18 protein-coding genes and 1 tRNA gene are annotated in these 24,459 nt (G+C 46.6%); 3 read left to right on the forward strand and 16 right to left on the reverse strand.

The features are described from left to right. Positions 1-23 precede the first annotated feature (23 nt). Together JT717_RS13030 and JT717_RS13035 are read left to right on the forward strand one after the other, a co-directional pair. A complete protein-coding gene (locus tag JT717_RS13030) occupies positions 24-626 on the forward strand; it encodes a TrmH family RNA methyltransferase (protein ID WP_205510920.1) in 603 nt (200 codons plus the stop codon). A gap of 137 nt (positions 627-763) precedes the next feature. Beyond that, on the forward strand, positions 764-1,252 hold the full coding sequence (locus JT717_RS13035; protein ID WP_205510921.1) for a TlpA disulfide reductase family protein: 489 nt from the start codon (positions 764-766) through the stop codon (positions 1,250-1,252). A 209-nt stretch (positions 1,253-1,461) separates the two neighbouring features. Here JT717_RS13035 and JT717_RS13040 read toward each other — a convergent pair whose 3' ends face one another. The 10 genes from JT717_RS13040 to JT717_RS13085 all read right to left on the reverse strand — a co-directional run bounded on the left by JT717_RS13040 (position 1,462) and on the right by JT717_RS13085 (position 12,552). Then, entirely contained in the window at positions 1,462-2,112 is a 651-nt protein-coding gene (locus JT717_RS13040; RefSeq protein ID WP_205510922.1) for a DUF4142 domain-containing protein, read from the reverse strand. Between the two features lie 887 nt (positions 2,113-2,999). Then, the gene (locus JT717_RS13045; protein WP_205510923.1) at positions 3,000-3,605 is read right to left on the reverse strand and encodes a thioredoxin family protein; all 606 of its coding nucleotides are present in this window, start codon (positions 3,603-3,605) and stop codon (positions 3,000-3,002) included. A gap of 235 nt (positions 3,606-3,840) precedes the next feature. After that, positions 3,841-4,821 carry a YihY/virulence factor BrkB family protein gene (locus tag JT717_RS13050; protein WP_205510924.1) on the reverse strand — a complete coding sequence of 327 codons (981 nt, stop codon included), beginning with the start codon at positions 4,819-4,821 and terminating at the stop codon, positions 3,841-3,843. Further along, on the reverse strand, positions 4,818-5,876 hold the full coding sequence (mltG, locus tag JT717_RS13055) for an endolytic transglycosylase MltG (RefSeq protein ID WP_205510925.1): 1,059 nt from the start codon (positions 5,874-5,876) through the stop codon (positions 4,818-4,820). Before mltG ends, JT717_RS13050 begins: the two co-directional genes overlap by 4 nt. 223 nt (positions 5,877-6,099) lie before the next feature. Next, positions 6,100-6,429 carry a preprotein translocase subunit SecG gene (gene secG / locus JT717_RS13060; protein WP_205510926.1) on the reverse strand — a complete coding sequence of 110 codons (330 nt, stop codon included), beginning with the start codon at positions 6,427-6,429 and terminating at the stop codon, positions 6,100-6,102. A 1-nt stretch (position 6,430) separates the two neighbouring features. Further along, complete coding sequence (locus tag JT717_RS13065) at positions 6,431-7,987, reverse strand: DUF8458 domain-containing protein (protein ID WP_205510927.1); 1,557 nt, start codon at positions 7,985-7,987, stop codon at positions 6,431-6,433. A gap of 9 nt (positions 7,988-7,996) precedes the next feature. Further along, the gene (lptE, locus tag JT717_RS13070; protein WP_240348064.1) at positions 7,997-8,470 is read right to left on the reverse strand and encodes an LPS assembly lipoprotein LptE; all 474 of its coding nucleotides are present in this window, start codon (positions 8,468-8,470) and stop codon (positions 7,997-7,999) included. A gap of 115 nt (positions 8,471-8,585) precedes the next feature. Then, positions 8,586-9,830 carry a sigma-54 interaction domain-containing protein gene (locus JT717_RS13075; protein ID WP_205510928.1) on the reverse strand — a complete coding sequence of 415 codons (1,245 nt, stop codon included), beginning with the start codon at positions 9,828-9,830 and terminating at the stop codon, positions 8,586-8,588. A 258-nt stretch (positions 9,831-10,088) separates the two neighbouring features. Next, the gene (gene miaB / locus JT717_RS13080; RefSeq protein WP_205510929.1) at positions 10,089-11,519 is read right to left on the reverse strand and encodes a tRNA (N6-isopentenyl adenosine(37)-C2)-methylthiotransferase MiaB; all 1,431 of its coding nucleotides are present in this window, start codon (positions 11,517-11,519) and stop codon (positions 10,089-10,091) included. Positions 11,520-11,700: 181 nt separating this feature from the next. Continuing rightward, a complete protein-coding gene (locus JT717_RS13085) occupies positions 11,701-12,552 on the reverse strand; it encodes a class I SAM-dependent methyltransferase (RefSeq protein WP_205510930.1) in 852 nt (283 codons plus the stop codon). Positions 12,553-13,663: 1,111 nt separating this feature from the next. On the opposite strand from JT717_RS13085, the gene JT717_RS13090 reads away from it, so the two are divergent. Continuing rightward, positions 13,664-14,263, forward strand: a complete 600-nt coding sequence (locus tag JT717_RS13090; RefSeq protein ID WP_205510931.1) for a fibronectin type III domain-containing protein — start codon at positions 13,664-13,666, stop codon at positions 14,261-14,263. Positions 14,264-14,395: 132 nt separating this feature from the next. Here the strand turns inward: JT717_RS13090 and JT717_RS13095 are convergent. The 6 genes from JT717_RS13095 to JT717_RS13120 all read right to left on the reverse strand — a co-directional run bounded on the left by JT717_RS13095 (position 14,396) and on the right by JT717_RS13120 (position 24,438). After that, positions 14,396-14,468: transfer RNA gene (locus JT717_RS13095), tRNA-Gly, on the reverse strand. A gap of 41 nt (positions 14,469-14,509) precedes the next feature. Next, positions 14,510-15,853: a TolC family protein gene (locus JT717_RS13100; protein ID WP_240348065.1), complete on the reverse strand. Its 1,344-nt coding sequence runs from the start codon at positions 15,851-15,853 to the stop codon at positions 14,510-14,512. A gap of 172 nt (positions 15,854-16,025) precedes the next feature. Further along, entirely contained in the window at positions 16,026-16,691 is a 666-nt protein-coding gene (locus JT717_RS13105; protein WP_205510932.1) for an ABC transporter ATP-binding protein, read from the reverse strand. Positions 16,692-17,008: 317 nt separating this feature from the next. Then, positions 17,009-19,435 (reverse strand): ABC transporter permease, encoded by a 2,427-nt coding sequence (locus JT717_RS13110; protein WP_205510933.1) that lies wholly within the window; start codon positions 19,433-19,435, stop codon positions 17,009-17,011. 126 nt (positions 19,436-19,561) lie between these two features. Further along, a complete protein-coding gene (locus JT717_RS13115; protein ID WP_205510934.1) occupies positions 19,562-21,973 on the reverse strand; it encodes an ABC transporter permease in 2,412 nt (803 codons plus the stop codon). 71 nt (positions 21,974-22,044) lie between these two features. Continuing rightward, a complete protein-coding gene (locus JT717_RS13120; RefSeq protein ID WP_205510935.1) occupies positions 22,045-24,438 on the reverse strand; it encodes an ABC transporter permease in 2,394 nt (797 codons plus the stop codon). Between the last annotated feature and the right edge of the window lie 21 nt (positions 24,439-24,459).

The raw sequence follows: 24,459 nt of genomic DNA on the forward strand, positions 1-24,459 counted from the left end.
TGAAACATGTAACAAAATAGAATATGACTCCTGAAAGACGTGCCCGCCTGCTGGCAGTATTGAATAAGCGGCAAAGTGACTTAACCGTAGTGCTTGAGAATGTGTTTGACCCGCATAATATTTCAGCTGTAATGCGTACCTGTGATGCAGTAGGTGTGCAGGAAGTGTATGTACTGAACACAAAGATTCCTCGCCATAAAAAATGGGGCGCAAAAAGCAGCAGCAGCGCTGCCAAATGGCTTTCCGTTCATCAGTTTACCAATGCCGAAGAATGTTTTAGCGCCTTGCGGCAGAAATATGACAGGATTTTAACTACTCACCTGAGCAGTGATGCCGTTAATTTATACGATATTGATTTTACCGGACCTATTGCCCTGGTATTTGGCAATGAACATGCTGGCGTCAGCGATGAGATCAGGGCCATGGCGGATGGCAATTTTATTATTCCGCAGGTGGGCATTATTAAGTCATTGAATATTTCTGTTGCCTGTGCGGTCACCTTGTATGAGGCACAACGGCAAAAGAAGCTGGCGGGCCATTATGATAGCTGCCGGTTGCCGGAGCCTCAATTGAATGAGTTGCTTAATAAATGGGGGTTTGAGGAAGAAACCAGTTCACAGGTATAAGTGCACAGTTCAAAGTTCAAAGTTCACGGTTTTAGTTATTCTGTTCAACCTTTTGATGGATCAATTTAAGAACTTATGAACTTAATAACTCAATTACTCATGAAGTGAATAACTCATGAACTCAACAAACATTTCGCATGAAAGGCATAATTCAGATAATAGGTCTGTTATTGTTTACCGCAACAGCGGTTTCGCAAACCATTAAAAAAGTGAAGATCACCGAGGTGGAAGCGTACATTAAGAACAGTGATCATCCGCTGGTGGTGAACTGCTGGGCAACCTGGTGCGCTCCCTGTGTGGAGGAAATTCCTTATTTCATGGAGACCGTAAAAAAGTACAGCGATGAAAAAGTAGAGCTGTTGCTCGTGAGCCTCGACTTTGCTACTTCTTATCCTAACAAGATCCAGGAACTGATCAGTAAGAAACATTTCGATGCCACCTTTTTCTGGCTCAACGAAACCAATGCCGATTATTTTTGTCCGAAGATAGATCCCAAATGGGATGGTACTTTACCCTCCACATTATTCGTAAATAATAAGACCGGTTATCGGCAGTTTTATGGACGGCCCATGACCGACAGGCAGATCGAGCTGGAAGTGAGTAAACTCACCGGCGTGAAGAAATAGGCTGACATTGATGCAGGGTATAGTTGATACAGTTGAAAAACTGGATAAAGGCTCGGCTAATAAGGTTGATCATTGATAAGGGCAGGAAAAACAGTCGATCAGGTTAGGTAATAAAAAAATGCACATTGAGGATCTTGTTTACGCGTTCTGCTTTCAGCGTTCCGTGTTCTGCATCACTCAATGTGCATGATTAGTACGAAAAATAAACCCTACTGTTTCAAACTTTTCTGAATAGCTTTTGCTGAGTCAAGGTGTTTCCTGAGTGTAGGCAGTTTTTGCGATGCAAATGTTTTTACATCAGGATCGGTACCGTTCTCGGCAATTTTTTCAAATGCGTTGATATCATCCTGGTGGTCATCAACCATCATTTTCATATACTCCCTGTCAAAGTCAGCACCTTTCTTTTTGCTCAGGTCTTCATAATGGTTTTTATGATCTCCTTCCAGATCTTTACGTAACGTTACATTCTTTTGCTGGGCGATCGATTGAAGCTGGGTGTTAGCTTCTGAATGGTCGCGCACCATCATTTCTGCAAAGTTCTTTACGCGTGGATTGGTTGCTTTTTCCTGTGCCATTTTACCTAACTGTACTTCAGCCATACCACCCATGGCGGCTTCATTGATGAACTTCATAGTGCGGTCATCCACTGCACCCTGTGTACCTGCGGTTCCCCGGTTAGCAGCCGCGGAATCAGCTGTCATATCACTGCCCGTACCACGATCAACTTCTGTATTGGCTGGCGCTGATCTTATGGCGCCTGTTGAATCTGTGTTTGTTCCATCGTTCTCTGATGGACTTCCACATGCAAACATCGTGGCCATGGCGCATACTGCAAACGAATAAAAAATTGTTGTTTTCATTTGAACTATTTTTTGGTGTTTTTAAAGTAGCGGCAACGGTTTGTAGAGGTTGATGTATATGAAGCATATTTTATGCCTTGCCCTATTAAAGCAGTATAATGATCATATTGTGAACGAGTAATGTAAACACATTGCCGGGTGTGGGGAGTAAATTCAACAGGGAAAGTGGTGTATGTTGAAGAACAACATTGATTGGTGAAGGCTTGATGTGCGAACCAGTTGAAGAGTTGGGGAGCTCACGTGTTGACGAGTGACCGGTTTCACAAGTTGATGCGTTGACGGTTAACGGGCGGGTGTTGACAAGTTAACTGGTAACAAGTTATGTTTGATGATAAAGGTGAAGAGGCATGGTCCGCGAAGCGGCCGGTTCAACCTGGCCACCAACATAACAAAAACATACGCTAACTTTAAAACGTTATTGCTGTCCACCCAGAGCCTTCTGTTCAACGTGTATCGTCCTCGCGTAAAGCTTTTCACTTCGCCATTAAAGCTTAAGGGTTTTAGCATTCGTGTTGAGCGTTTCGCCTTTAGCGTTTGAGGTTCAGCGTTCAACGTTCGTGTTCTGCGTGTATCATTCTTGCGTAAAGCATTTCACTTCGCCATTAAAGCTTAAGGGTTTTAGCATTCGTGTTCAGCGTTTTGCCTTTAGCGTTTGAGGTTCAGCGTTCAACGTTCGTGTTCTGCGTGTATCATTCTTGCTTAAAGCATTTCACTTCGCCATTAAAGCTTAATGGCTTTAGCATTCGTGTTCAGCGTTTTGCCTTTTCCGTTTCAGGTTCAGCGTTCGTGTTCCGCGTGTAGCGTTCCGCGGTATAAAAAAAATCCCCCGTACCCGGCAGAGCCGGAACAGGGGATTGTACAGATTTTAAAAACGGGACTTATTGGTGTTATGAAATCCTTTTAATACTACAACCAACCGACTTAGATTGTTTAACTGATACTTCCTTTCCGGCTAGCACTTCATTCATCGCTTCTTTTAAATGGACCCGGTTCACACCGGCTGCATCGGATGGACTATCATCAATAGCGCCATGATAAACCAGTTTTCCATTTTTATCGAACAGAAAGCACTCAGGCGTACGGGTGGCTCCAAATGCATCGGCTAACTCATTGTTCTTATCCTCTGCATAATACCAGCTGTACCCTTGTCCTTTCGCATACTCCTGCATGGCAGCCAGCGATTCAGTATTTTTCCGGTTAGCTTCATTAGAATTCAATAAGACCACACCAATGTTTTGTTTTGAGGCAAACTCACAGATTTCCTTGGTACGGGTCTGATTATTGATCACGACAGGGCAGGTATTACAACTAAACATTACCAGCAAACCGTTTTCTTTTTTAGCCTCCTTTAACGTTACTTCTTTGCCGGAAATATCTTTTAGCTTATTGTCTGCTTTGGGAACGGCTGACCCCAGTGGTAATGGGTCTTTCATAGTAAATGATAAAAACACCACTGCGGGTAACAGCAATAAACTGATCGACATTTTTTTCATCTGACATTTTTTTTTATGGTTATTAACAGGGCCGGAGGGAATTGCCGAAATAAGATCTTCATTCTGTAAACGCTCATGAAAATTTTAAATGGAGCTTTCAATGTAACAGATCACTTCAATAGCAGCTTTGCAAAGTTTACTAAAAAATGATGGTTTTACCTAGGCTTTTCTGGGCAGGCGGTGGTAAAATTTTATTAAAATGGAAAATATTTATAATGTGAACCGTTGGTATTTATTAAACCCGGTCATGAAAAATAAGGTCGTCACTCGTGGTACTGGGCACGGGCTTCTCCCGCTCGACCGCCATGGCTTTGATGGAATGTATGCTTACATTGAGCTCGTACCCAATGAGCAGTACCAGGGAATTGATGTAGATAATGATCATCAATACGATGATGGTACCAATGGAACCATACAGCGCATTGTATTTGCCGAAATTGTTTACAAAGATGGAAAAGCCGAGGGTGGTCAAGATACTTAAAAAAGTGGCCAGTATGGCCCCGGGCGATACCAGCTTCCATCGCTTTTGGATAGCCGGTGCATATTTATAAATAAAGGCGATGGCATAAAAGATCAGGGCGATGATGAAGAGCCACCGGAATACGCCAATAAATGCCAGTACTGCGGCGTTCCTGATACCTATCAGCTTCAATACAGCGCTTTGCGCTATCAACAACAGTACGCAGGCCAGGATCAATCCCATTTGCAGGATGGTAAGTTTGATGGCTACCATCCGTGCATTCAAACCGGTGCGTTTTTCAAAGCCGATATAGTTCTTATTGAAAGAACGCATTAAACCCATCATACCATTGGAAGCAAAAAAAATGAGTAACAGGAAACCGAACGATAGCAAGGCTATATGATCTTCCTTAAAGAAGCTGTCTACAAAACTGATGATACCCTTGTTATACGTATCGGCCGGAATAATATCGCGGATGATCGCATGCAATTGCCGTTTTACCTGTCCCCGCCGGACGAAAGGCAACTGCGGTATCAGGGTGAACAGGAACAAACAGGAGGGCGGAATGGACATGATGAAGTTATAGGAAATGGCCGATGCCCTTTCTGTTAATCCCACCCGGCGCACCTGTTCTTTAAAGAACATCATCACATCATACAGGGGCACACCGTCGAACCCGGGCAAGATGATCTTCTTGCTTTTTTCCGTGAAAAAGCGAATAGGAGGTGAGTTTAATATAATTCGTTCAACGTTCATTTAGGGGATTCTATACCGGCTTCCTGGGCGGCTGCTCTTTTCTGTTGTTCAACATCCAATGCCTGCTGAAACTCTTTGGCAACCTTCAGGTGTTGTTCATAGGTTTCGGTATACACATGCCGGCCTGAAAAATCACTTTTGGCTACAAAATAAAGATAATTTGTTTGTGGTGATTGTAAAACTGCATCCAGGGTTTGCAGCGAGGGCGTGCAAATGGGGCCCGGCGGCAAACCGGTATTCCTGTATGTATTGTACGGCGATTCTATCGAGAGGTATTTCAGGTAAATACGGCGCAGCGTAAAATCTTTCATCGCAAATTTGATAGTAGGGTCGGCCTGCAACCGCATGCCTTTGCGTAACCTGTTCAGGTAAACACTGGCAATGGTGTCTTTTTCTTCAAGGTTATTGGTCTCCTCTTCTACAATAGAGGCCAGCGTATACGCCATAGCGGGTGTAAGACCCAGTTTGCGCGCCTGATCACGCCTGGTATCGGTCCATACCTTTTTATATTCGTTATAGAATTTGTCAAAGATGGTATGAATGGAGGCGTTCCAGAAATAGTTGTAGGAATTGGGATAGATCATGGCCATCACCGTATTGCTATCGAACCCATAAGGCCGCAGGGAGTCGGGGTTCTTCATCCAGGCTATTACATCGGCTGAGTCTACTTCCATTTTACGGCCCAGGAAACCTGCCAACTGTTCCCTGGTGCGTAGTTTGGTAATACTGAGCCTTACCGGGGCCTGGGTGCCATTGCGCAGCAGCCGGGTTATATCCATCAGGCTCATGCCATTCTTTATTTCATACCGGCCTGCTTTCAGCCTTTCGGGCACATCCATACGGGTAGCCAGAAGGTCGAGTGCGGCCGGACTTTTTACCAGGTTGCTGTCGCGGAAAGTTTTTAATACTTCGGGCCAGGTCGCATGACCGGTACGTATATAGAGGTATTTCGATTTTTGCGGGAATGCAGTATTGGCTGTAAAGAATTGCCATCCGGCAAGGGCCGCTGCCAGCACTGCTATAATCAGAACGCTTGTGACCAGTTTTCTGAACATTGGATATAGATTAATTTTTTTTCATCTGTTACAACATTTCCAGCCTCAGGAGTGCAAGAACTATGCTAAGAGTGAATGGTCAATGGTGAATAGAACCCCATTGCGAGGCTAATAACGTAATTGGGCCAGTTGAAATTTTATGAGCCCATTGCCCATTGCCCATGCACCAAAATAAAAAAACCCTGCCCAAAATAGACAGGGTCGAGCTATTTTTTACAATATATTATTTCGCCGGAGGGGGTGTATTTTGTAAAGGTGAACCACTGGCAGGAGCGGGGGCTGATGTCGCCGGCCTTGCATTTACCGGTTCGCGGCTGCTGCTTTTACCCTCGGGGATAAAAAATGCCGAAAACAGGCATAACAGGGCAATTGCAATTGCCATAACCCAGGTACCTTTTTCCAGTACATCGGTTGTTTGTTTTACGCCCATGAACTGGCTATTGAAACCGGCAATATTACCGGCCAATCCGCCGCCTTTGGGGTTTTGGATCAGGATAAACAACCCGATGGCCACACTAGCTATAATTATAAGTACCAGGAACAAATAGATCATTTCACTGTGCTTTTAATTGTTCAATTCTGCCCGCAAAATAAGGGCTTTTGGCGGGATTAAGCAAACTTAATTTCTCGTACACCCGGATGGCTTTGGCGGCATTTCCCTGCTTGGCCCAAACTTCGGCCATGGCTTCGGTGACCACCTCTTTTTCTTCAACCGAATGTTCTGCAATGCGCTGAATACTCTGATTGGTCACTTCGTCGAGCGAAGTGGTGGATTCAATGGGGCCCCCGATGCGTTTCATACTGCGCAGCCAGTCGGTAAAACTTTTCATTTTTTTACCCAGCCGGTCTTTCATGTCATCCTGCATCAGTTTAACGCCCTGGGATGCAAAATAATCGATGGTATGATAGGATTCAAAGATCGGTTCGCCAAGGTCAACGGTGGTCTGATCAGGCCTTCCGCCAGCGCTTTCGGCTGCCGGTTGTTCCGGAACAGCAGCCGGCGGCCGCACGCCTGTATTGTCGATCACAGGCTCTGCTGTGGCAGGCTGCTCTGTTTCTGCTGTAATGGCGGCGGGTTCTTCTGTAACAGTTTCGTTAAGGGCAGCAACTGGTTGCTCTTCAGGGGCAATGCCCGATGCTGCGCTTTCATCGATGGCGATCTCCGCCGGCGGCATTTCGCTGTTTTCCGGCGAAACTTCCCCCAGCTTTTGCTCCGTTGCAGTATCGCCGATGGCGGCCATCTCCCCGGGGGCCAGCTCCACAGCCGGCACCACTTCATCCTGTTCCCTCGCTTTTTCTATGTCCAGGGGTGTGGCTTCTATAGCGGGGATGATCGCATCTTCGGTGCGCGCCTGCTCGAGTTCCAGCGGGGTCACTTCCACGGCGGGAACTATTTCATCCTGTTCCCTCGTCTTTTCTATTTCCAGCGGCGTTGCCTCTACGGCGGGAACAATTTCATCAAATTCCGGCGTATCGATACCTGCAGCAGGGGGCATCGCTTCTTCTGTGATGCTTACTGCATGCAGGGCTGCTTCGTTGATGTTTTCTTCTGCCAGCTCACTGTTCTCTGCAATGGCTACGGCGGAAGCGGTTGCTATGGTCGCTTCTTCGGTTTGCTCCAGGGCGCCCGGTTCGGTAGCTGTTTCTTCAGCCTGCGCCAACTGTTCCACCAGTGAGCCTTCTTCATTCACCTGCAAACTGGTAGCTGCTGCTGGTGATCCAGGAGCGCTCGCTGCGGCTGCTTCTTCCGGCTTTTCTTCGGTGGCAGGCGGGTCTGTATATACCGGCTGACCTGTTTTAGGCATTTGTACCACGATCCGGAACCCTGGCTGCTGCATCGGCTCTTCTGCCTTTGTAAGGGCAGGGGCCTCTTCTTTCTGCTCTAATTGCCAGCGCAGCCATAAGGTATTATGAAAGTATAATGAAGCGTTCTCGCATTGTTCATGATTATTGTAGGAACCACTGTCCTTAAGCTTTTTAGCATACAGGAATTGGCCTACGGCTGCATAGGGATATTCTTCAGTGAACTGCTTCAGTTCCTGCACGGTCACCTGCTCAAAGGAGTCTTTATCGAACAGGTGTTTTACCAGTGTTTGGATGTGATATTGCATTATACCAGCTTACCAGTTTGAAAAAATACGGTTGAAAATTTCGTCCACCACGTTTTTGACGATGGTCTCATTTAACTGGGCCTCTGCCTGCGTGATCGTCAGGTTGGCCGAATAGTCGAAGTTACGGGAAACATCGGCTTCAAAGTTCTTAGAGGGGTCTAAGTTGTTTTTAAAAACAACGTGCACCGTTACGGTAAGGCGTTGCCCGGCGGCCTGCTGGTTCGAGATGGCCGATGTAGTTACATTATAGCCGGTGATGGTGCCCCCGATATCGTAATGGGCATCATCGGTTTGCACGCCGGTTAAGCGGGTTTGGCCGGTGATCTTCTGCCTTAAGCGGTCGGTTATCTGCGGACTTAAGATGGGGTTCACATACCGGGCCCTGTTCTCAATTAATTGTACCCGGTAGGTCTTTACATCCTGGGGTATGGAACCAATGTCCTTGAAACTATAACAACCGGCAAACAGCAGGACAATCGGCAATAGACAATAGACAAGAGTTGCAGGTAATCTCCGCCGCGCCGGACGGGTTTCAGGGTTTTGGTCCCTGTAACCTGTAACTTGCAACCTGTTACCTGCCATTATTGATTTCAATTTCTTACTCTTTAATATCATACTCTTTTAGTTTGCGGTACAGTGTTCTTTCACTGATACCGAGATCCAGGGCGGCGTCCTTTCGTTTGCCTTTATGTTTTTTAAGTGCTTTCTCGATCAGTTCTTTTTCCTTGTCCATAATGTTCAGCGACTCATCTACTTCTTCATGGTGATGAATATCTTCATTATCATGGTGGATCATTACCGGTTGCTGTTGAACGGGACCCACCGGTTGCACGTAAGCAGCGGGCAGTAGTTCTTTAGTCTTCAGCTCATTGATCAACGATTGATTCTGCGCCGCAGTACCGGGGTTCTGCAAGATATCGACAAACATCTTCTTCAGCTCGGTCACATCTTTTTTCATATCGAAAAAGAGCTTGTACAGGATCTCACGTTCATTGGCAAATTCGTGGCCATTGGAGACCGGATTACCGGTGGCATGGGCCAGTACCGGCAGGCGGTTGAAATCGCGGTTGGGCAGGAACCGTTTCAGCTCATTCGCCGAGATCAGTTTGTCTGAGGCCAGTACCGAGATCTGCTCTGCAATATTCTTCAATTCGCGCACATTACCGGGCCAGGGATAATTAATTAACACATCTTTCGCCTCATCATCCAACTGAACCGGTGTGGTCTTATAACGTTCAGCAAAATCAACACTGAAGCGCCTGAACAGGAGCGGTATATCTTCAGGGCGGTCGCGCAGCGCGGGCACCCTGATAGGAACGGTGCTTAAGCGGTAGTACAGGTCTTCCCTGAACTTACCATTTTGCGTGAAGGTAAGCAGGTCTTTATTGGTAGCAGCAATTACCCGTACATCTGTTTTTTGCACTTTGGAAGAACCTACCCTGATAAACTCGCCGGTCTCCAGCACGCGCAGCAGGCGGGCCTGGGTACCGAGCGGCATTTCACCGATCTCGTCGAGGAAAATGGTACCGCCATTCACCGTTTCAAAATAACCCTTGCGCGCATCCACAGCGCCGGTGAATGAACCTTTTTCGTGGCCGAAGAGTTCCGAATCGATGGTGCCTTCGGGAATAGCGCCGCAGTTAACGGCAATAAAAGGATTGTGTTTGCGTGCCGATAGTGCATGAATGATCACTGAGAATGCTTCTTTACCTACGCCACTTTCACCGGTGATCAGCACGGTAAGGTCGGTATTGCTTACCTGTGCAGCTACCTGCAGGGCAAAGTTCAATGCCGGCGAATTACCGATAATGCTGAACCTGTTTTTGATACTTTGAATATCCACTTGACTACTAATTTTTTCAGATACCCCCTGCAGTTATCATCAATGATCTTGCATGAAGGTGATCCGGATTATTTTAATCAGGGCCATGCCCTGTATGTATTAATTATAAATGCCCTTTTGTAGTATAGGGCCGGTTGATCGCAGTTGGCCGTCTGGAGCTGGCAGTTTGCCGTTTATTATTGAACATTAGCAACAAGATTACGGATTGGCGGGTTGTTGCAAACAGCTAATTGCAAATTGCCAATTGCTAATTGTTTTTTAAGCTTCAATTTTCCCAATCAACGTAGCGCCAGTGCAATCATATACCTTAACCATTACATAGTTGCCTTTGTTCAACGCGTAATGTTCTTTAGGGAAAACAACTACTTTGTTCTGGCTGTTGCGTCCCATCCAATCCTGGTCGCTGCGTTTACTGTTACCTTCTATTAATACTTTAAATGTTTTACCAATATCCTGCTGGTTACTTTCACGGCTGAGCGCATTCTGCAGTTTCACGATCTCATCGAGCCGCCTCTTCTTTACTTCTTCGGGCACATCGTCTTTATAGCGGCGGGCGGCCAGGGTGCCGGGGCGCTCGCTGTAAAAGAACATATAGCTCATATCGTACCGGCTGTGCTGCATAATGCTCAGCGTATCCTGGTGGTCTTCTTCCGTTTCTGTACAAAAACCGGCAATGATATCGGAGCTGATGCCGCAATCGGGCATTATTTCCCTGATACGGTCTACTTTGGCCATATACCATTCGCGGGTATAGGTTCTGTTCATCAGCTGCAATACGCGGCTTGAACCGCTTTGCACCGGCAGATGAATGTATTTGCAGATATTCTCATACTTCGCCATCGTGAACAACACGTCATCGGTAATGTCTTTGGGATGCGAAGTAGAGAATCGTACACGTAAAGAGGGATCTATCAGGGCCACTTTTTCGAGCAGGTGGGCGAAAGTAACAGGTTGCATGTCCTGCGCATTATTTTCCGGCACCCAATAGTAGCTATCTACGTTCTGGCCCAGCAGGGTCACTTCTTTATAACCTGCTTCGAACAGATCGGTACATTCTTTCAGGATGGAATAGGGGTCGCGGCTGCGTTCCCGGCCGCGGGTAAAAGGCACCACGCAGAAGGAACACATATTATTACAGCCCCGCATGATGCTGACAAAACCCGATACGCCATTACTGTCGAGGCGAACAGGGGAGATGTCGGCATAGGTCTCTTCGCGGCTCAGCAGCACGTTCACGGCTTTCTGGCCGGTTTCGGCTTCTGTGATAAGGCCAGGCAAACTGCGGTAGGCATCGGGGCCCACCACTATATCTACCAGCTTTTCTTCTTCCAGGAATTTTGCCTTCAGACGCTCCGCCATACAGCCCAGTACGCCAATGAGGGCGCCAGGATTGTTCTTCTTGACAATGCGCAGGTCGCTGAGGCGTTTACGCACCGTTTGTTCGGCTTTTTCGCGAATCGAACAGGTATTGATCAGGATCAAATCGGCTTCCTCAAAATTGCGGGTGGCGCCAAAGCCGTTCTCATTTAAAATGGAAGCTACGATCTCGCTGTCGGAGAAATTCATTTGACAGCCATAGCTTTCTATATAAAATTTTTTGTTATATGCCGTAGGGTCGTTAACAAAGGGAGCATAAGCTTCACCCTGCCTGTTTTCTGCGTGCATCGTATGGTTCATCCGCTCTAACATCAACAATTCAGTTTTTGGGATGGCAAAGATAGCCAAAAAAGGGTAAAAATGACAGGTTGACACGCCGTCCTGCATGGGGAGGCCAGCCGGAGTTGACAAGTTGAAATTTGACAAGTTAAACCGGGTTGTTCCGGGGCCCTGCCTGAGTAAGCGCTTAGTTTCCAGCCCCTTTTAAAGCGGGTTATTTTCCGAACAGCACATAGCCATAGGTTCTGTTGCCTATTTCGCGGGCCTTTTTAGGGAAGAGTTTGATGAAGAAACTGAGCGGGAATTTGAATGGCGGCAATTTGCGGCCGATGCGGTCGCCTTCGTCGAGCAGATAAATATTTTCATGCACTTTCCAGCCATGGCTGGTAAAAAAGCCGATAGGGTCTTCCACGTCGAATTGCAGCGGTGCATTGGACAGGATCTTTTTAAGGTCGGTGGCCCGGCGGTGGCGGCGCAGGCCTCCGTGGTAATCCATGATCCAGTAATGAAAATTTGGTACGGCAAAAAGATCTTTTGATAACTGCGCGCCTTGTTCATTGGTTAAGTAACCTACTACTCCCTCGGTGATCAGCAGCGCTCTCCTGGTTTCGCTGCCCAGTTTGGCAAAGAGGGTCTTTCGTTCCTGGTCGTTTGAGAGGTCGGCTGCCATCCGTTGCAGGTGGCAGGCCGGTATATCATGCTGCAGCAGTTTGTTCTTGTATTCGATCATATGTGGGAAATCGACTTCCAGCCAGCGCAGGTTCACGGGCAGGGGCATCCGGTAAGGGCGGGTATCTAAACCGGCGCCCAGGTTAATAACGGAATCGATACCACGTTCAATGGCGATGTTGATGAGCCGGTCGATGCCGGTAGTACGGGTGACCATGGCAAAGGCCATATGGTCTTTTATGGGGGTGGCTTCTACCATTTGAAAGCCACGATCACCCGCGAGCTTTCGCGCCAGCGGGTCTTTAAAGACGGCATCTGGGCGTTCTGTTTCCAGGGCTCTGAATGCGGCGATCCAGAGCGCTGTATCGGAAACGTTATTAATAAGCTGGTCTTGCATAATGCACACCTCCGGGATTTGATAACGGATAGTGGTAGCTGTAATTAAAGCTTACCTAAATTTAATTAATTTCCGGGAGCTATGGGTGGCGGAGGCGCTGCGGCATGCGATAATTCAATTTTATTGTTAGGGGGAAAATGCGTATATTAAGTATTGTTGCAGCTTTGTTTTCGGAACCATTCCAACAGCTTTTTCTTACTATCGCCTTTCTAATTTCTTAATGTCATCTTATCAGGCAAGGAATTTCGGCCTGTTTCTATTCATCAATATTTTCTTAATTCTTCCTCGCATAACCCTTTAAAAATCGACACTATTTATTGAAAGATCATAGCTGATTGTTGAATAATTAGTTCCGGGAATGCAATAAACTGAACCAGGTTGTTGAAAAACGGGTGCGATTAATTCAACAAACAATGTCAGCTTGTTCAATAAACAATGTCAGTTTGTTCAATAAACAATACCTCTTTATTCAATAAACTGCACCTGATCGTTCAATAAACCATATGTGATCGTTCAATAAACCATACCTGATCGTTCAATAAACTGTATCTGATCGTTGAATAAACTGTACCTGTTTGTTCAATAAAATGTGTTTGTTTGTTCAATAAAAATAAGTGCAAGTAATTCATAATCACAGCTGGTTGCATGGAAAGTGCCTTCTTTCTGCCCTGTTTACTGCTGTTATTCAGCCCCCACTCATCGAATCATCAAAATACCACGACAAAAACGTCAAAAAGGGACTTAAGTTAGTCTATGTGAGCATAAGTGAGTCTAAGTGAGTCAACCGGAAATTGGTCATCTGCAGCCTTCGTATGTTTGTTTTGTCAACCGGAACAGGGGATATAACCGATCTGATGCGTACCGGCACAATGAGTTAGCGTGTAGTGAAGACGCACAATAATAAGAGCAGGCTACAATCAGTGATTTTTGTAATGCTCACCGGCGAACCGGAAACAGATGCGCTTCTTTTATTACAGGTTGCTATTGTAAACACGGTACAAGGATCCAACAGCAGGCAGGTTTATAGAGCTGTTTCAGTTTCCTGTCTTTTATTAGTCCGGAGAAACGGGTTTTACTGACAGGTATATTTATCACGCAAAAAACTTTTTTTATGGGTCTTATTACATTCAAACGCGAACGTGACATCGTATCACTTTGTCAACGCGTAATAGAAAAAATGGAAGAAAACAAGGATGTTTTCGCCAATCCTCCAGCGGCTTTGGCTGATATCGCCAGAAAGCTGCCTGCATTCCAGGCCTCGCTGGTAAAAGCCAAAAGCCGCGACATGGAAATGGTGGCTGTTAAAAACCAACTTAAAGCCGAAATAATGGCTTTGCTGGAAGAGGTGGCTGGCTATGTTGCCGTTGTCTGCGATGGCAACCGGGCTATGCTCCTTAGCAGCGGTTTTTATGTTACTGAAGAACAAACCGGCTCAAAAGCACCTTCTATTCAATCGATAGAAGTGGAGATTGGCGAACCAGGCGTAGCCACGATCCGGGTAAAGAAACAGTCAGGCGCAGTTGCTTATGTTCATCAGTATGCCATGGAACCTCCGGGTCCCAATACCGTGTGGCAGGGTGAGGGAAGCACTTTCAACAATCACACGTTTAACGGGTTGATCTCCGATAAACGGTATTGGTTCCGCATCGTTGCTATTGGCCGCAAAGGGCAAAAAGCATACTCGCCCATCGTTTCCAGAGCTATACAATAGTAGCTCATACATATCTTAATTGTGCGCCCCGGCGGTAGATCGCCGGGGTTGTTTTTTCAGGCCAGGCGCTAAAGCGGGTATCCACTTCAGCCATAAAAAAAGCCGAAACCCTTTTACAAAGATTTCAGCCTGAGCGGAAGACGGGGTTCGAACTCGCGACCCTCACCTTGGGAAGGTGATGCTCTACCAACTGAGCTACTTCCGCTTATAACGCTAAGTTAATTAAAAAAAGATAAAAATACCCGTTTACCACAAGGGTTTTCCCTGATAATAATCAAGGATCTTGGTGCGAAGCACAAAATCATAGCGGGCGATAATGAGGTTTACATTGGCCCGGTCGTAATTGTTCTTGGCAATGAGGAAATCGACTACGGTAGAAGCGCCGGCATAATAGCGGGCTTCAGCGGCGCGGGACGATTCTGCATAGGCCGTCACCTGGTCAACCAAAGCCTGGTATTTGTTCTTTGCTGCCGTCATATTCACAAAGTCCCTTTCTATGGCCTGCCTCAATTGTATCTGCCGGGTTTTGGCTACATACTCGGCGCTTTTGAGATCAATTTTGGCCAGGGTAATCTGGTTGCGAAAGCGGAGATTGTTAAATATAGGAATGTTGATGCCCAGTCCGACATAGGTGCGGTAATTGTTGCTGAGCTGGTCATAGTATTCAATTTTGTTGGCTGCTGAATCGCGGGCCGCGCTTGAATAAGGTGTATAAAAGCCGGCGCCCATGCCCAGGGAAGGGAAGAGGTTTCCCCGGGCCGCCTGTACCGCTTTTTCTGCACTTTTGGTACGCAGGTCGGCTGCTTTAATAATGGCCAGTTGCTGCAGCGCGATCTGGAAAATACTATCGGGGGTGGTGGCATAGTTCAGTTCCAGCTGGTCGGCCCGCAGGCTTTCCACCTGCAGATCGCGGTTATAGGGTACATTCATCAGCTGTGACAGCGACAGCCGGGCTGCTTCCAGGTTGTTCTGGTTCGTGATCACGCTTAGTTTGTTGTCGGCCAATTGTCCCCGCATATCTGTAAGGTCAGAGGGTTTTATGGCGCCTTCCTGGTTCAGGGTTTCCAGTCTTTCTACCTGTTTCTGCGTGAGATCGGTTTGCGTTTGAGCCTGTTTCAGCAGATCGGCACTGGTGAGTATTTGCAAATAGGCCAGCATTACATTCAGCATCAACTGGTCTTTGAGCTGTTGCAGTTCCATTTTACTGGCTTCATATGCATATTGCGTGCTCTTTAAGGTATTCAGTAAACGCAAGCCATTGAAGAGGGTCACGTTGCCTGAGAGTGAATAGCTGCCCGAGGTTTGCTGCTGGTTCACATAGCTGTTGGTACTGAGGTCAATGCTGCGGCCCTGGTTAAGGGTATGATCGATCTGACCGCTGATATTGGGTAACATGTTGGCTTTTGACTGGCGCCAGGAAACAGCGGCCCGCTGCATATCGAGGTCACTTTGTTTCACATCGAGGTTATTGGCAAAAGCCGTTTGCACACATTCCTGCAATGATAATGGACGGCCGGTAATGCTTTGCGCCCGGACGTCCATATATATCATCATGGCTATACTCCCTAATATGAATATTTGTTTTATCATTATTGCTTTCGTTCTTTATTCTTGAATGGTCAAAGCTAAATGGTCAATGGTAAATGGTCAATGGTCAATCCGCCTGCGCCAGGGCTCACATAAGCCGGCGATCCCGGATCCTGAGATTTTTCCTACTCCTTACTTCATCCTTTTATTCCTGGATATTATTAAGTTCCGATGCTCAATTTGCTTCTATCCGGCCGTCGAGCAGATTGATAATATGCGAACCATAACCCGCATTTTTTTCCGAATGGGTCACCTGGATAATGGTTACCCCTTCTTTGTTCAGCTGCCTGAACAGCTCCATGATCTCTTCGCCCTGTTTTGAATTGAGGTTACCGGTTGGTTCATCGGCCAGCAACAGTTTCGGTTTGGCAATGAGGGCGCGGGCAATACCCACCAGTTGCTGTTGGCCGCCGGAGAGTTGGGTAGGGAAGAGATCTTTTTTACCTACGATATTGAAGCGGTCGATCATATCGGCCACCATCGCTTTGCGCTCACCGGCCTTGATGTTCTGGTAAATCAGCGGCGTTTCAATATTTTCATAGACCGTTAGTTCATCTATCAGGTGATAGGCCTGAAATACAAATCCTATATGTTGTTTATAGATCTGCGACCGTTGTTTTTCTTTGAGGTTATGTACCGGCTGATCCATAAAATGGTATTCGCCCTCGGAAGCATCGTCGAGCATCCCGAGTATATGCAGCAGGGTTGATTTTCCTGAACCGGATGGTCCCATAATGGAAACGAATTCTCCCTCATTGATCGTAAGGTTAATGTCTTTCAGAATAAATGTTGGTTTACCGCCTACCTGGTACCATTTGGAAATATGCTTCAGTTCGATCATAGTCTTAGATCTGGGTTCTTAGTTTATAGTTGCTGGTTTCAAATTACAGTTTCAGTAAAGTTGGCCAGGTTCTGCATTTCATTATCACATTAGCTAATTATCACATTATCACATTAACCACATGCCAGTTTATAGTCTGGTGATTTGCAATATACTATAAGGGATTTGCAGTTACATCCGTTTGTTTTCGATACAGGAACTGTACGGTTTCGATACAGGTGAATGGTCGTTGGTGAACTGCTCGCGAAATTTGAAACCGGTAACCAAATCGAGCCGCCACCCCGGTTCTATTTGTATTTCATTATCAAATTATCACATTACTCCGTACGTAAACTCTTCACCGGGTTCATGATAGCTGCTTTTATCGTTTGGAAGCTAACAGTAACAATAGCGATGCCGGCGGCCAGCGAACCGGCCATGATGAACACCCACCAACTGATCGGTGCGCGGTAGGCGAAGTCCTGTAGCCAGCTGTACATGATCCACCAGGCCAGGGGAAAGGCAATGACAGCTGCAATGATCACCAGTTTCAAAAAGTCTTTCGACAGCATGGCGGTTATATTACTAACAGTAGCGCCCAGCACTTTTCTGATACCGATCTCTTTCGTGCGTTGCTCTGCCGCATAGGCTGCCAGTCCGAACAAGCCCAGGCAGGCGATCAGGATGGCCAGCACCGAAAATGTAATGGCTATGGCCCCCATTCGTTGTTCGGTGCGGTACTGGTTATTGAAATCTTCATCCATGAAAGTAAGATCAAAGGGCGCGCCCGGGGCTATTGCTTTGTATAAGTGTTCTATCTTGGCGAGCAGGTTAGGGAGGTGTTTCGACTTAATACGCAAGGCAACATTTCCCTGGTTCTCACCCAGCATTAATGCGAGGGGCGTAACGTGTTGCCGCAAACTGCTGAAGTTAAAATCCTTTACAATACCAACGATATGCAGCGCAGAAACCTCCGCGGGCTTGTTAATATCCCTGATGAAATAAAGGGATTTCCCAATGGGATCTGTAAAGCCATACATTTTTGCAGCGGCTTCGTTTATAATGATTGCACTTGAATCGGTCGGGAACTGTTTTGAGAAATTCCTGCCCGCCACCATTTCCATTCCGAGGGTAGGGATGTACTGATCATCCACATCCCAGGTTTGCATGGATACGGCTCTTCTTCGATCGAGGGTTGGATCGGCAAATACGGGGTTGTCGTTCCGCCAGCTATTTGTAGGCAGATAGCCCGAGATCGTAGCATTTTCAACGCCTGCTAATTTCACTACTTCCTCAGTGAACAACCTGGCTTTACTGCCGAGTGGACCGCTGTTGTGGATGATCGCCACCTGATCCCGGTTAAACCCGGGTTTATGTGATTGAATAAAATGAAGCTGTTTATAAATTACGATGGTGGCAATGATAAGAACAATGGAGATCACAAACTGGAAAACGACCAGGCTGCTGCGTAACCAGCTTCTTTTAAAACCCCCGGCCAGTTTACCTTTAATGACCTGTATGGGTTTGAAAGAGGAGAGGTAAAAGGCAGGATAACTGCCGGCCAGCATACCGGTGATCAATACCAGCAATAATAGAATGGGGATCAGCCAGGGGGTTGCCCGGAAATTTAATGTAATATTTTTTGCTGCCAGATCATTGAAGTAGGGGAGCATGGCAAAGGTAAGCAGCAGGGCCAGCACCAGGGCCATGCAACTGATGAGCATACTTTCGGTAAGGAATTGCTTTACCAGGTTTGACTTTAATGAACCCAATACCTTGCGCACGCCTACTTCACGCGCCCGGTTGGCAGAACGGGCCGTTGACAGGTTCATGAAATTTACGCAGGCAATAAGCAAAATAAAAAAAGCGATGGCCGAAAAAATATATACATACTGAATGCTGCTGGTGGCGCCCAGTTCGGCAATTTTATCAGAATGCAGGTGAATGCTGGTAAGAGGCGTTAAAGAATGCTTTACATGGCTGCCGCTTTTTTTAAGATCGTCGAGGCTGGCCGACAAGAACTGCCGCACCTGTGGCCCTAAATACTTTATTACCAGGGCGTCGAATTGCGCTTCGATCTGTTTGGGATTGGCGCCTTCTTTCAAAACCACATACGTATTGAAGTTGTTGCTTAACCAGTTGTTTCGCCGGCTTTCTTCCAGGGTGGCAAGCGATACGAAAATGTCGAACTTAAAATGCGATTGGGAAGGAATGTCCTGAATAACACCGGTAACCTTATAGGTATGCTGATTGTCGACCAGGAAGCTTTTACCCACTGCCTGCGTGGTATTGAAATATTTACGGGCGGTGGTGGCAGTTAGTACGAGGCTGTTCGGCTCCTGTAAGGCTGTTTTGGCATCCCCATCGAGCATGGGTAAGGTGAATACATCGAATAGCGTGGAATCTGCATAGACCACTCTGTTCTCCTGCACATTTTCATAGTCTTTTTTAAGCAGCAGGCCACCGGCACTTCTGAAACGCACGAACTGCTCTATCTGCGGAAAATCTTTTTTGAGGGTTGGGCCCATCGGGTCGGGCGTTACGGCAGAAATGAAGTGATTACCGGCAAATTTTATATCGGTATCTACCCGGTAGATGCGATCTGCTTTTTTATTATGGCGGTCATAACCCAGCTCATCGAGCACAAACAGCATAATGAGCAAACAGGTTGCCAGTCCAATGGCCAGTCCGATTATGTTGATCGCCGAAAAGCCCTTGCTTTTCCAAATTTTGCGGAAGGCGATCTTTAAATAATTTTTTATCATGGATAAATCTGGTTTGATCTTTCTTTTTGTGAATGCTTCGCTTTCACCGGGCGTGTTGCCGGTTTCAGGTTCCAGCTCATTTGTATTTTTACTGCCCTGTAACCTGGAACTTGAACCCTGTAACCCTTATTCGCTTCTCAATGCTTTCACGGGGTTGGCTACCGCTGCTTTTATCGCTTTATATCCTACCGTTATCCAGGCGATCAGGATAGAACCTGTAATTGCGGTAATGAAGAACCAGGCGTTTAAAGGCACACGGTATACAAAATTGTTCAGCCAGTTATGCATCATATACCAGGCAACGGGTACGGCTATAAAGAATGCTACAATGATCAGCACGGTAAATTCTTTCGAGAACAACTGCAGGAGGCTGGTAATGGAAGCGCCCAACACTTTGCGAATGCCCACTTCCTTGGTCTTTTGCACGACCATAAAAGAAACCAGTCCGTACAAGCCCAGGCAGGAAATGAAAATGGCCAGGCCTGCGAAAATCTTATACAGCAGCGACAGTTGTTCTTCCTGCCGGTAGAACCGGGCAATTTGCTCTTCGAAGAAAGAAGGCGCAAAGGCATAGTCGGGGTAGAACTGGTTCCAGCTTTTTTCAATGGCGGCCCTGGTTGCCATCATTTGGCTGGTGCGCAATTTGATGGCTAAGCGGGTATAAAAATCTTTTTGCGTTGAAATGAACAGTGGTTTGATATCATCCCGCAGGGAATGTGTTTTAAAATCCTTTACCACGCCTACAATAGGGTACCACTTACCATTGCCGAGTTTAATGGTTTTGCCAATGACCTCATGGGGATTTTTTACACCCAGCTTTCTTACGAGGGTCTCGTTGATGATCCCTTCGCGTAGGGTATCGCTGGGTTGAATCGGGCGGCCGGCTACCAGCTGCAATCCAAATGTTTTCAGGTAATCGGCATCTGCATATTTCAGCGCGAGCTGGTATTTTTCATCTGGTTGGTGATCATATGCGAAATTCGTGGTCCACATATTTTCTGAAGAAGGCTCATCGGTGCTGAAACTTACCGATTGCACACCCGGTATTTGTAAGAGCTGCCGTTTAAAAGCATCTTCTTTCGACAGCGAAGCGCTGTCGGCGCTTACATTCATAATTAACACACTTTCTTTTTGAAAGCCCAGGTCGGCTTTGCTGATGAAATTCATCTGGCTTACCGCAACGGCGGTGGCAATGACCAGGATCTGTGAAATGGTGAACTGCATGACCACCAGTCCTCTTCGCAGGGAGACGCCGTGAACACTGGCTGATACCATTCTATTCTTCAGGGCCGTGATGGGATTGAACTTTGACATCACGAACGAAGGATACAAGCCGGCCAGTAAAATGACCACAGCGCCGATGCCGCCTACCATACCCATTGTTGTTGGCGTAAACAGGCTGAGCGGTTCCTCGATAGAAGCTATGTGTTTTATGTAGGGCAGCACTAAATAAGCGATGCAAAGAGCAACTATAACAGCGATGCATACAATGCCCGTAGTTTCGCTCATGACCTGTTTAAACAATTGCATACGGTTGCTGCCCAGTACTTTCCGGATGCCCATTTCTTTTGACCGGTTAACGGCCAGGGCTGTAGACAGGTTTATAAAGTTCACACATGCCATGAGAATAATAAATACGCCGATCAGCAATAAAGTGACGAGGGTCGACCTGCTGGTCACATGATCGGCAAAGGATTCGAAACGGCGGTCGAAATGCATCTCCGCCAGGGGTTGCAGGAAATTTGTCTTTATGGAATTGCCACGCAACGGTTCATAGTGCGTTTTACTGAATTGTAATAAGGCCCTGTTCATATCTGCCGCTTTCATACCTGGCGGCAGCAATGCAAAGATGTTGAAGTTGCTGGAGGTGTTGTTCCAGCTGTCATAATGGCCATACGCTTCGCCGTATTGTTGCAGGGTAGCAAATGATACGAGTACCCGCAAAGGCAGGTTTGAATTGGCCGGCACATTTTGCAGAATGCCGCTTACTTTCAGTGGGATGAAATTGTCGAGCGTTATGGTTTTGCCAATGGCCTGCTGCCAGCTGCCAAAATATTTGCCGGCTGTTCTTTCGTCCAGTACCACATGGTTAGGATCCTTCAATGCCGAAGGGCCGCCGGCCAGCCAGTGATAGGTAAATACTTCGAAAAGCTGTGGTTCCAGATAGAAGATACCGCTTTCTTCGATGAACTTGTTACCGGCGCCGTTATTGGCGGAAGGCACCGTGATCTGGCTGCCGTAGATAGAACGCAGGGCCCCAAATTGGATGTTCGGTAATTCCACGCGTAATGCTTTAAGGGCCGGCACCGGAATGCCACTGTTGGTGGTGATATCCTTGTCGAATTTGTCCTGTGTAACTACCCGGTAAATGCGATCGTAATTCGGTTGAAATGTATCATAACTCATTTCATATTGCACTACGATGAACAGGAGCAAACTTGCGGCAATACCGACGGATAATCCGGTTATATTGATAAAAGAGAACGCCTTGTTGCGGACAATACTGCGCCAGGCCGTCTTTAAATAATTACTGAACATATTTTTTCCTTTATTTGAATCAGCACATCAGCTAATCAGCACATCAGCTAATTAGCACATTAGCTAATTGTCTATTCCGTTCTCAATGCTTTCACCGGGTTTGACATGGCCGCTTTAAAGGCCTGGAAACTGATGGTGAACACCGCGATCAGCAGCGCCAGGATCCCGGCGGCAGCGAAGATCCACCAGCTGATGCTTGTACGGTACGCAAAATCATTTAACCATTTATGCATAAAATACCAGGCAAGCGGCGCTGCAATAAAGAATGAGATGGCAACCAGTTTCAGGAACTCTTTCGAGAGCAGGTTGATGATATTTGATACGGAAGCACCCATCACTTTCCGGATGCCGATCTCGCGGGTCCTTTGCATGGTGCTGTAGGAAGCCAGTCCCAATAAACCCAAACAGGAAATGAAGATGGCCAGGATGGCGAAGTTCAGGAAGAGCTTGCCGAAGCGTTCTTCATTCTGGTATTGGCGGTTAAAGTACTCATCGAGAAAATAATAACTGAAGGGCCGGTTAGGGATCGCTGTTTTAAATTCTTTTTCGATAGCCGAGATAGTTCTTTTCAGGTTATCCGGACTGATTTTTACAGATATTAATTTAAAACGAGGCCATTCCATACGCATTGACAGAGGCTTAATGGGTTGTTGCAGCGATTTATAATGAAAGTCCTTTATTACGCCAATGATCTTACCCTCATGGCCCCATTGTTTGAAACGTTTGCCTACAGCCTGATCAGGCGAATGGTACCCTAGCATCCGCACAGCCGCTTCATTCAATATCATAGCCTGACTGGAATCTGTTTTAAATTTAGGGTCGAATGGCCGGCCTGCTGCCATTTGGATATTGTACAGGGGAATATAATCGAAGTCAACAAAGTACAGGTCGAGGTTGGTGACTTGCAGATCACCTTTTACATTCTCTAATTCAGAGTAGGCGCCCTGGTGTTCGCTGCCGGGTACGCTGCCTGATGAAGAACTGGCTTTTACACCTGGTAAATGGGCTATTGTCTCTTGCAATGCTGACGTTTTTTTGTCGCCATCGGTATCTACAACAAGAACCTGATCTTTATTGAACCCAAGGCTACGGTTACGCATATAACTCATTTGCGTGTATACAATGATGGTACCGATGATCAATGCGGTTGAGATGGCGAATTGGCTTATAACAAGTCCTTTGCGTAAAACACTGCCTTTGCTTCCGGTTGCAAACCTACCTTTTAATACTTCGATTGGTTTAAATGCAGCAAGTACGAACGCTGGGTAAATGCCGGCGAGCAGCCCGATCACCATGCCGGCACCCAACAGCAAGAGCAACAAACTGCTATTTGTGAAAATGCCCTCACTGATGGTTTTGCCGGCAAGATGATTGAAAGAAGGCAGCAACAATGCGGAAAGCCCTAATGTAAGCAGGAAGGCGATAAAACAGATCACCACGGATTCTCCGATGAACTGCCGCGCCAGTTGCGTTTTTACCGCACCGGCTACTTTTCGAATGCCCACTTCCCTGGCCCTTTCTGTTGCCCTGGCTGTAGTAAGGTTAACGAAGTTGATACAGGCAATAATGAGAATGAATGCTGCTATGATAGAAAATATATAAACGTTCCTGATATTCCCTAACTGGCTGCCTTCTGCCAATTGTCCGCGGCTTGAATGCAGGTACACCTCTTTCAGCTGTTCCAGTTTCAGGGTTACGAACATTTGCGACTGTCTCATTTCTTTACCGGCCCATTTCTCCAGGAAGGCGGGAAATCTCTTTTCCATAGCCTTGGGATCGGCGCCTGGTTTCAACAGAATATAGGCGTAGGGCGAATAATTACTCCACTGGTCATCGATCCCCTTTGCCCACTTCAAAGTGATGCTGCTCATTGATAACAGAATATCACCGTTTACCTGGGTGTTCTGCGGCATATCCTGCATAACACCGGTAACGATTGCCGGTATAGCTTCGCCGGTTGCCAAAATAGTTTGGCCCATCGGGTCTTCTTTTCCAAAATATTTTTTGGCAGCAGATTCTGACAGTACTACGCTGAAAGGTTCTCTCAATGCGGTGTGGGGATCACCTTTTAGTAGTTTTAATGAAAAGATGTTAAAGAATGTGGAGTCGACCCAAAGCGTTTTCAACTCAGTAAACTTAACATCTCCTTTTCTGAAGAGGACATTGTCGGGTAACACGCGGGTAAATGCTTCTACTTCCGAAAAATCAAGTTGTACATGAGAAGGTACCGCCCAGGCCGGCCGGTCTGCCGGGATGGTTTCTGTAGGCGTTTTTATATCTGCCACGATCCGATAGATCCGATCGGCTTTGGTATGGAACCTGTCGTAACTCCATTCAAACCGTACATACAGGAAGATGAGTAAACAGGCCGTCATACCAACGGTTAATCCCATAATATTTATAAAGGAAAAAACGCGGTGCCGCCAAAGATTCCTGAATGCGATCTTGAGATAATTTCGTAGCATATGCATGCGTCTTTGATCGTG

This window comes from Longitalea arenae, assembly GCF_016924755.1.
GTDB lineage: Bacteria > Bacteroidota > Bacteroidia > Chitinophagales > Chitinophagaceae > Niastella > Niastella arenae.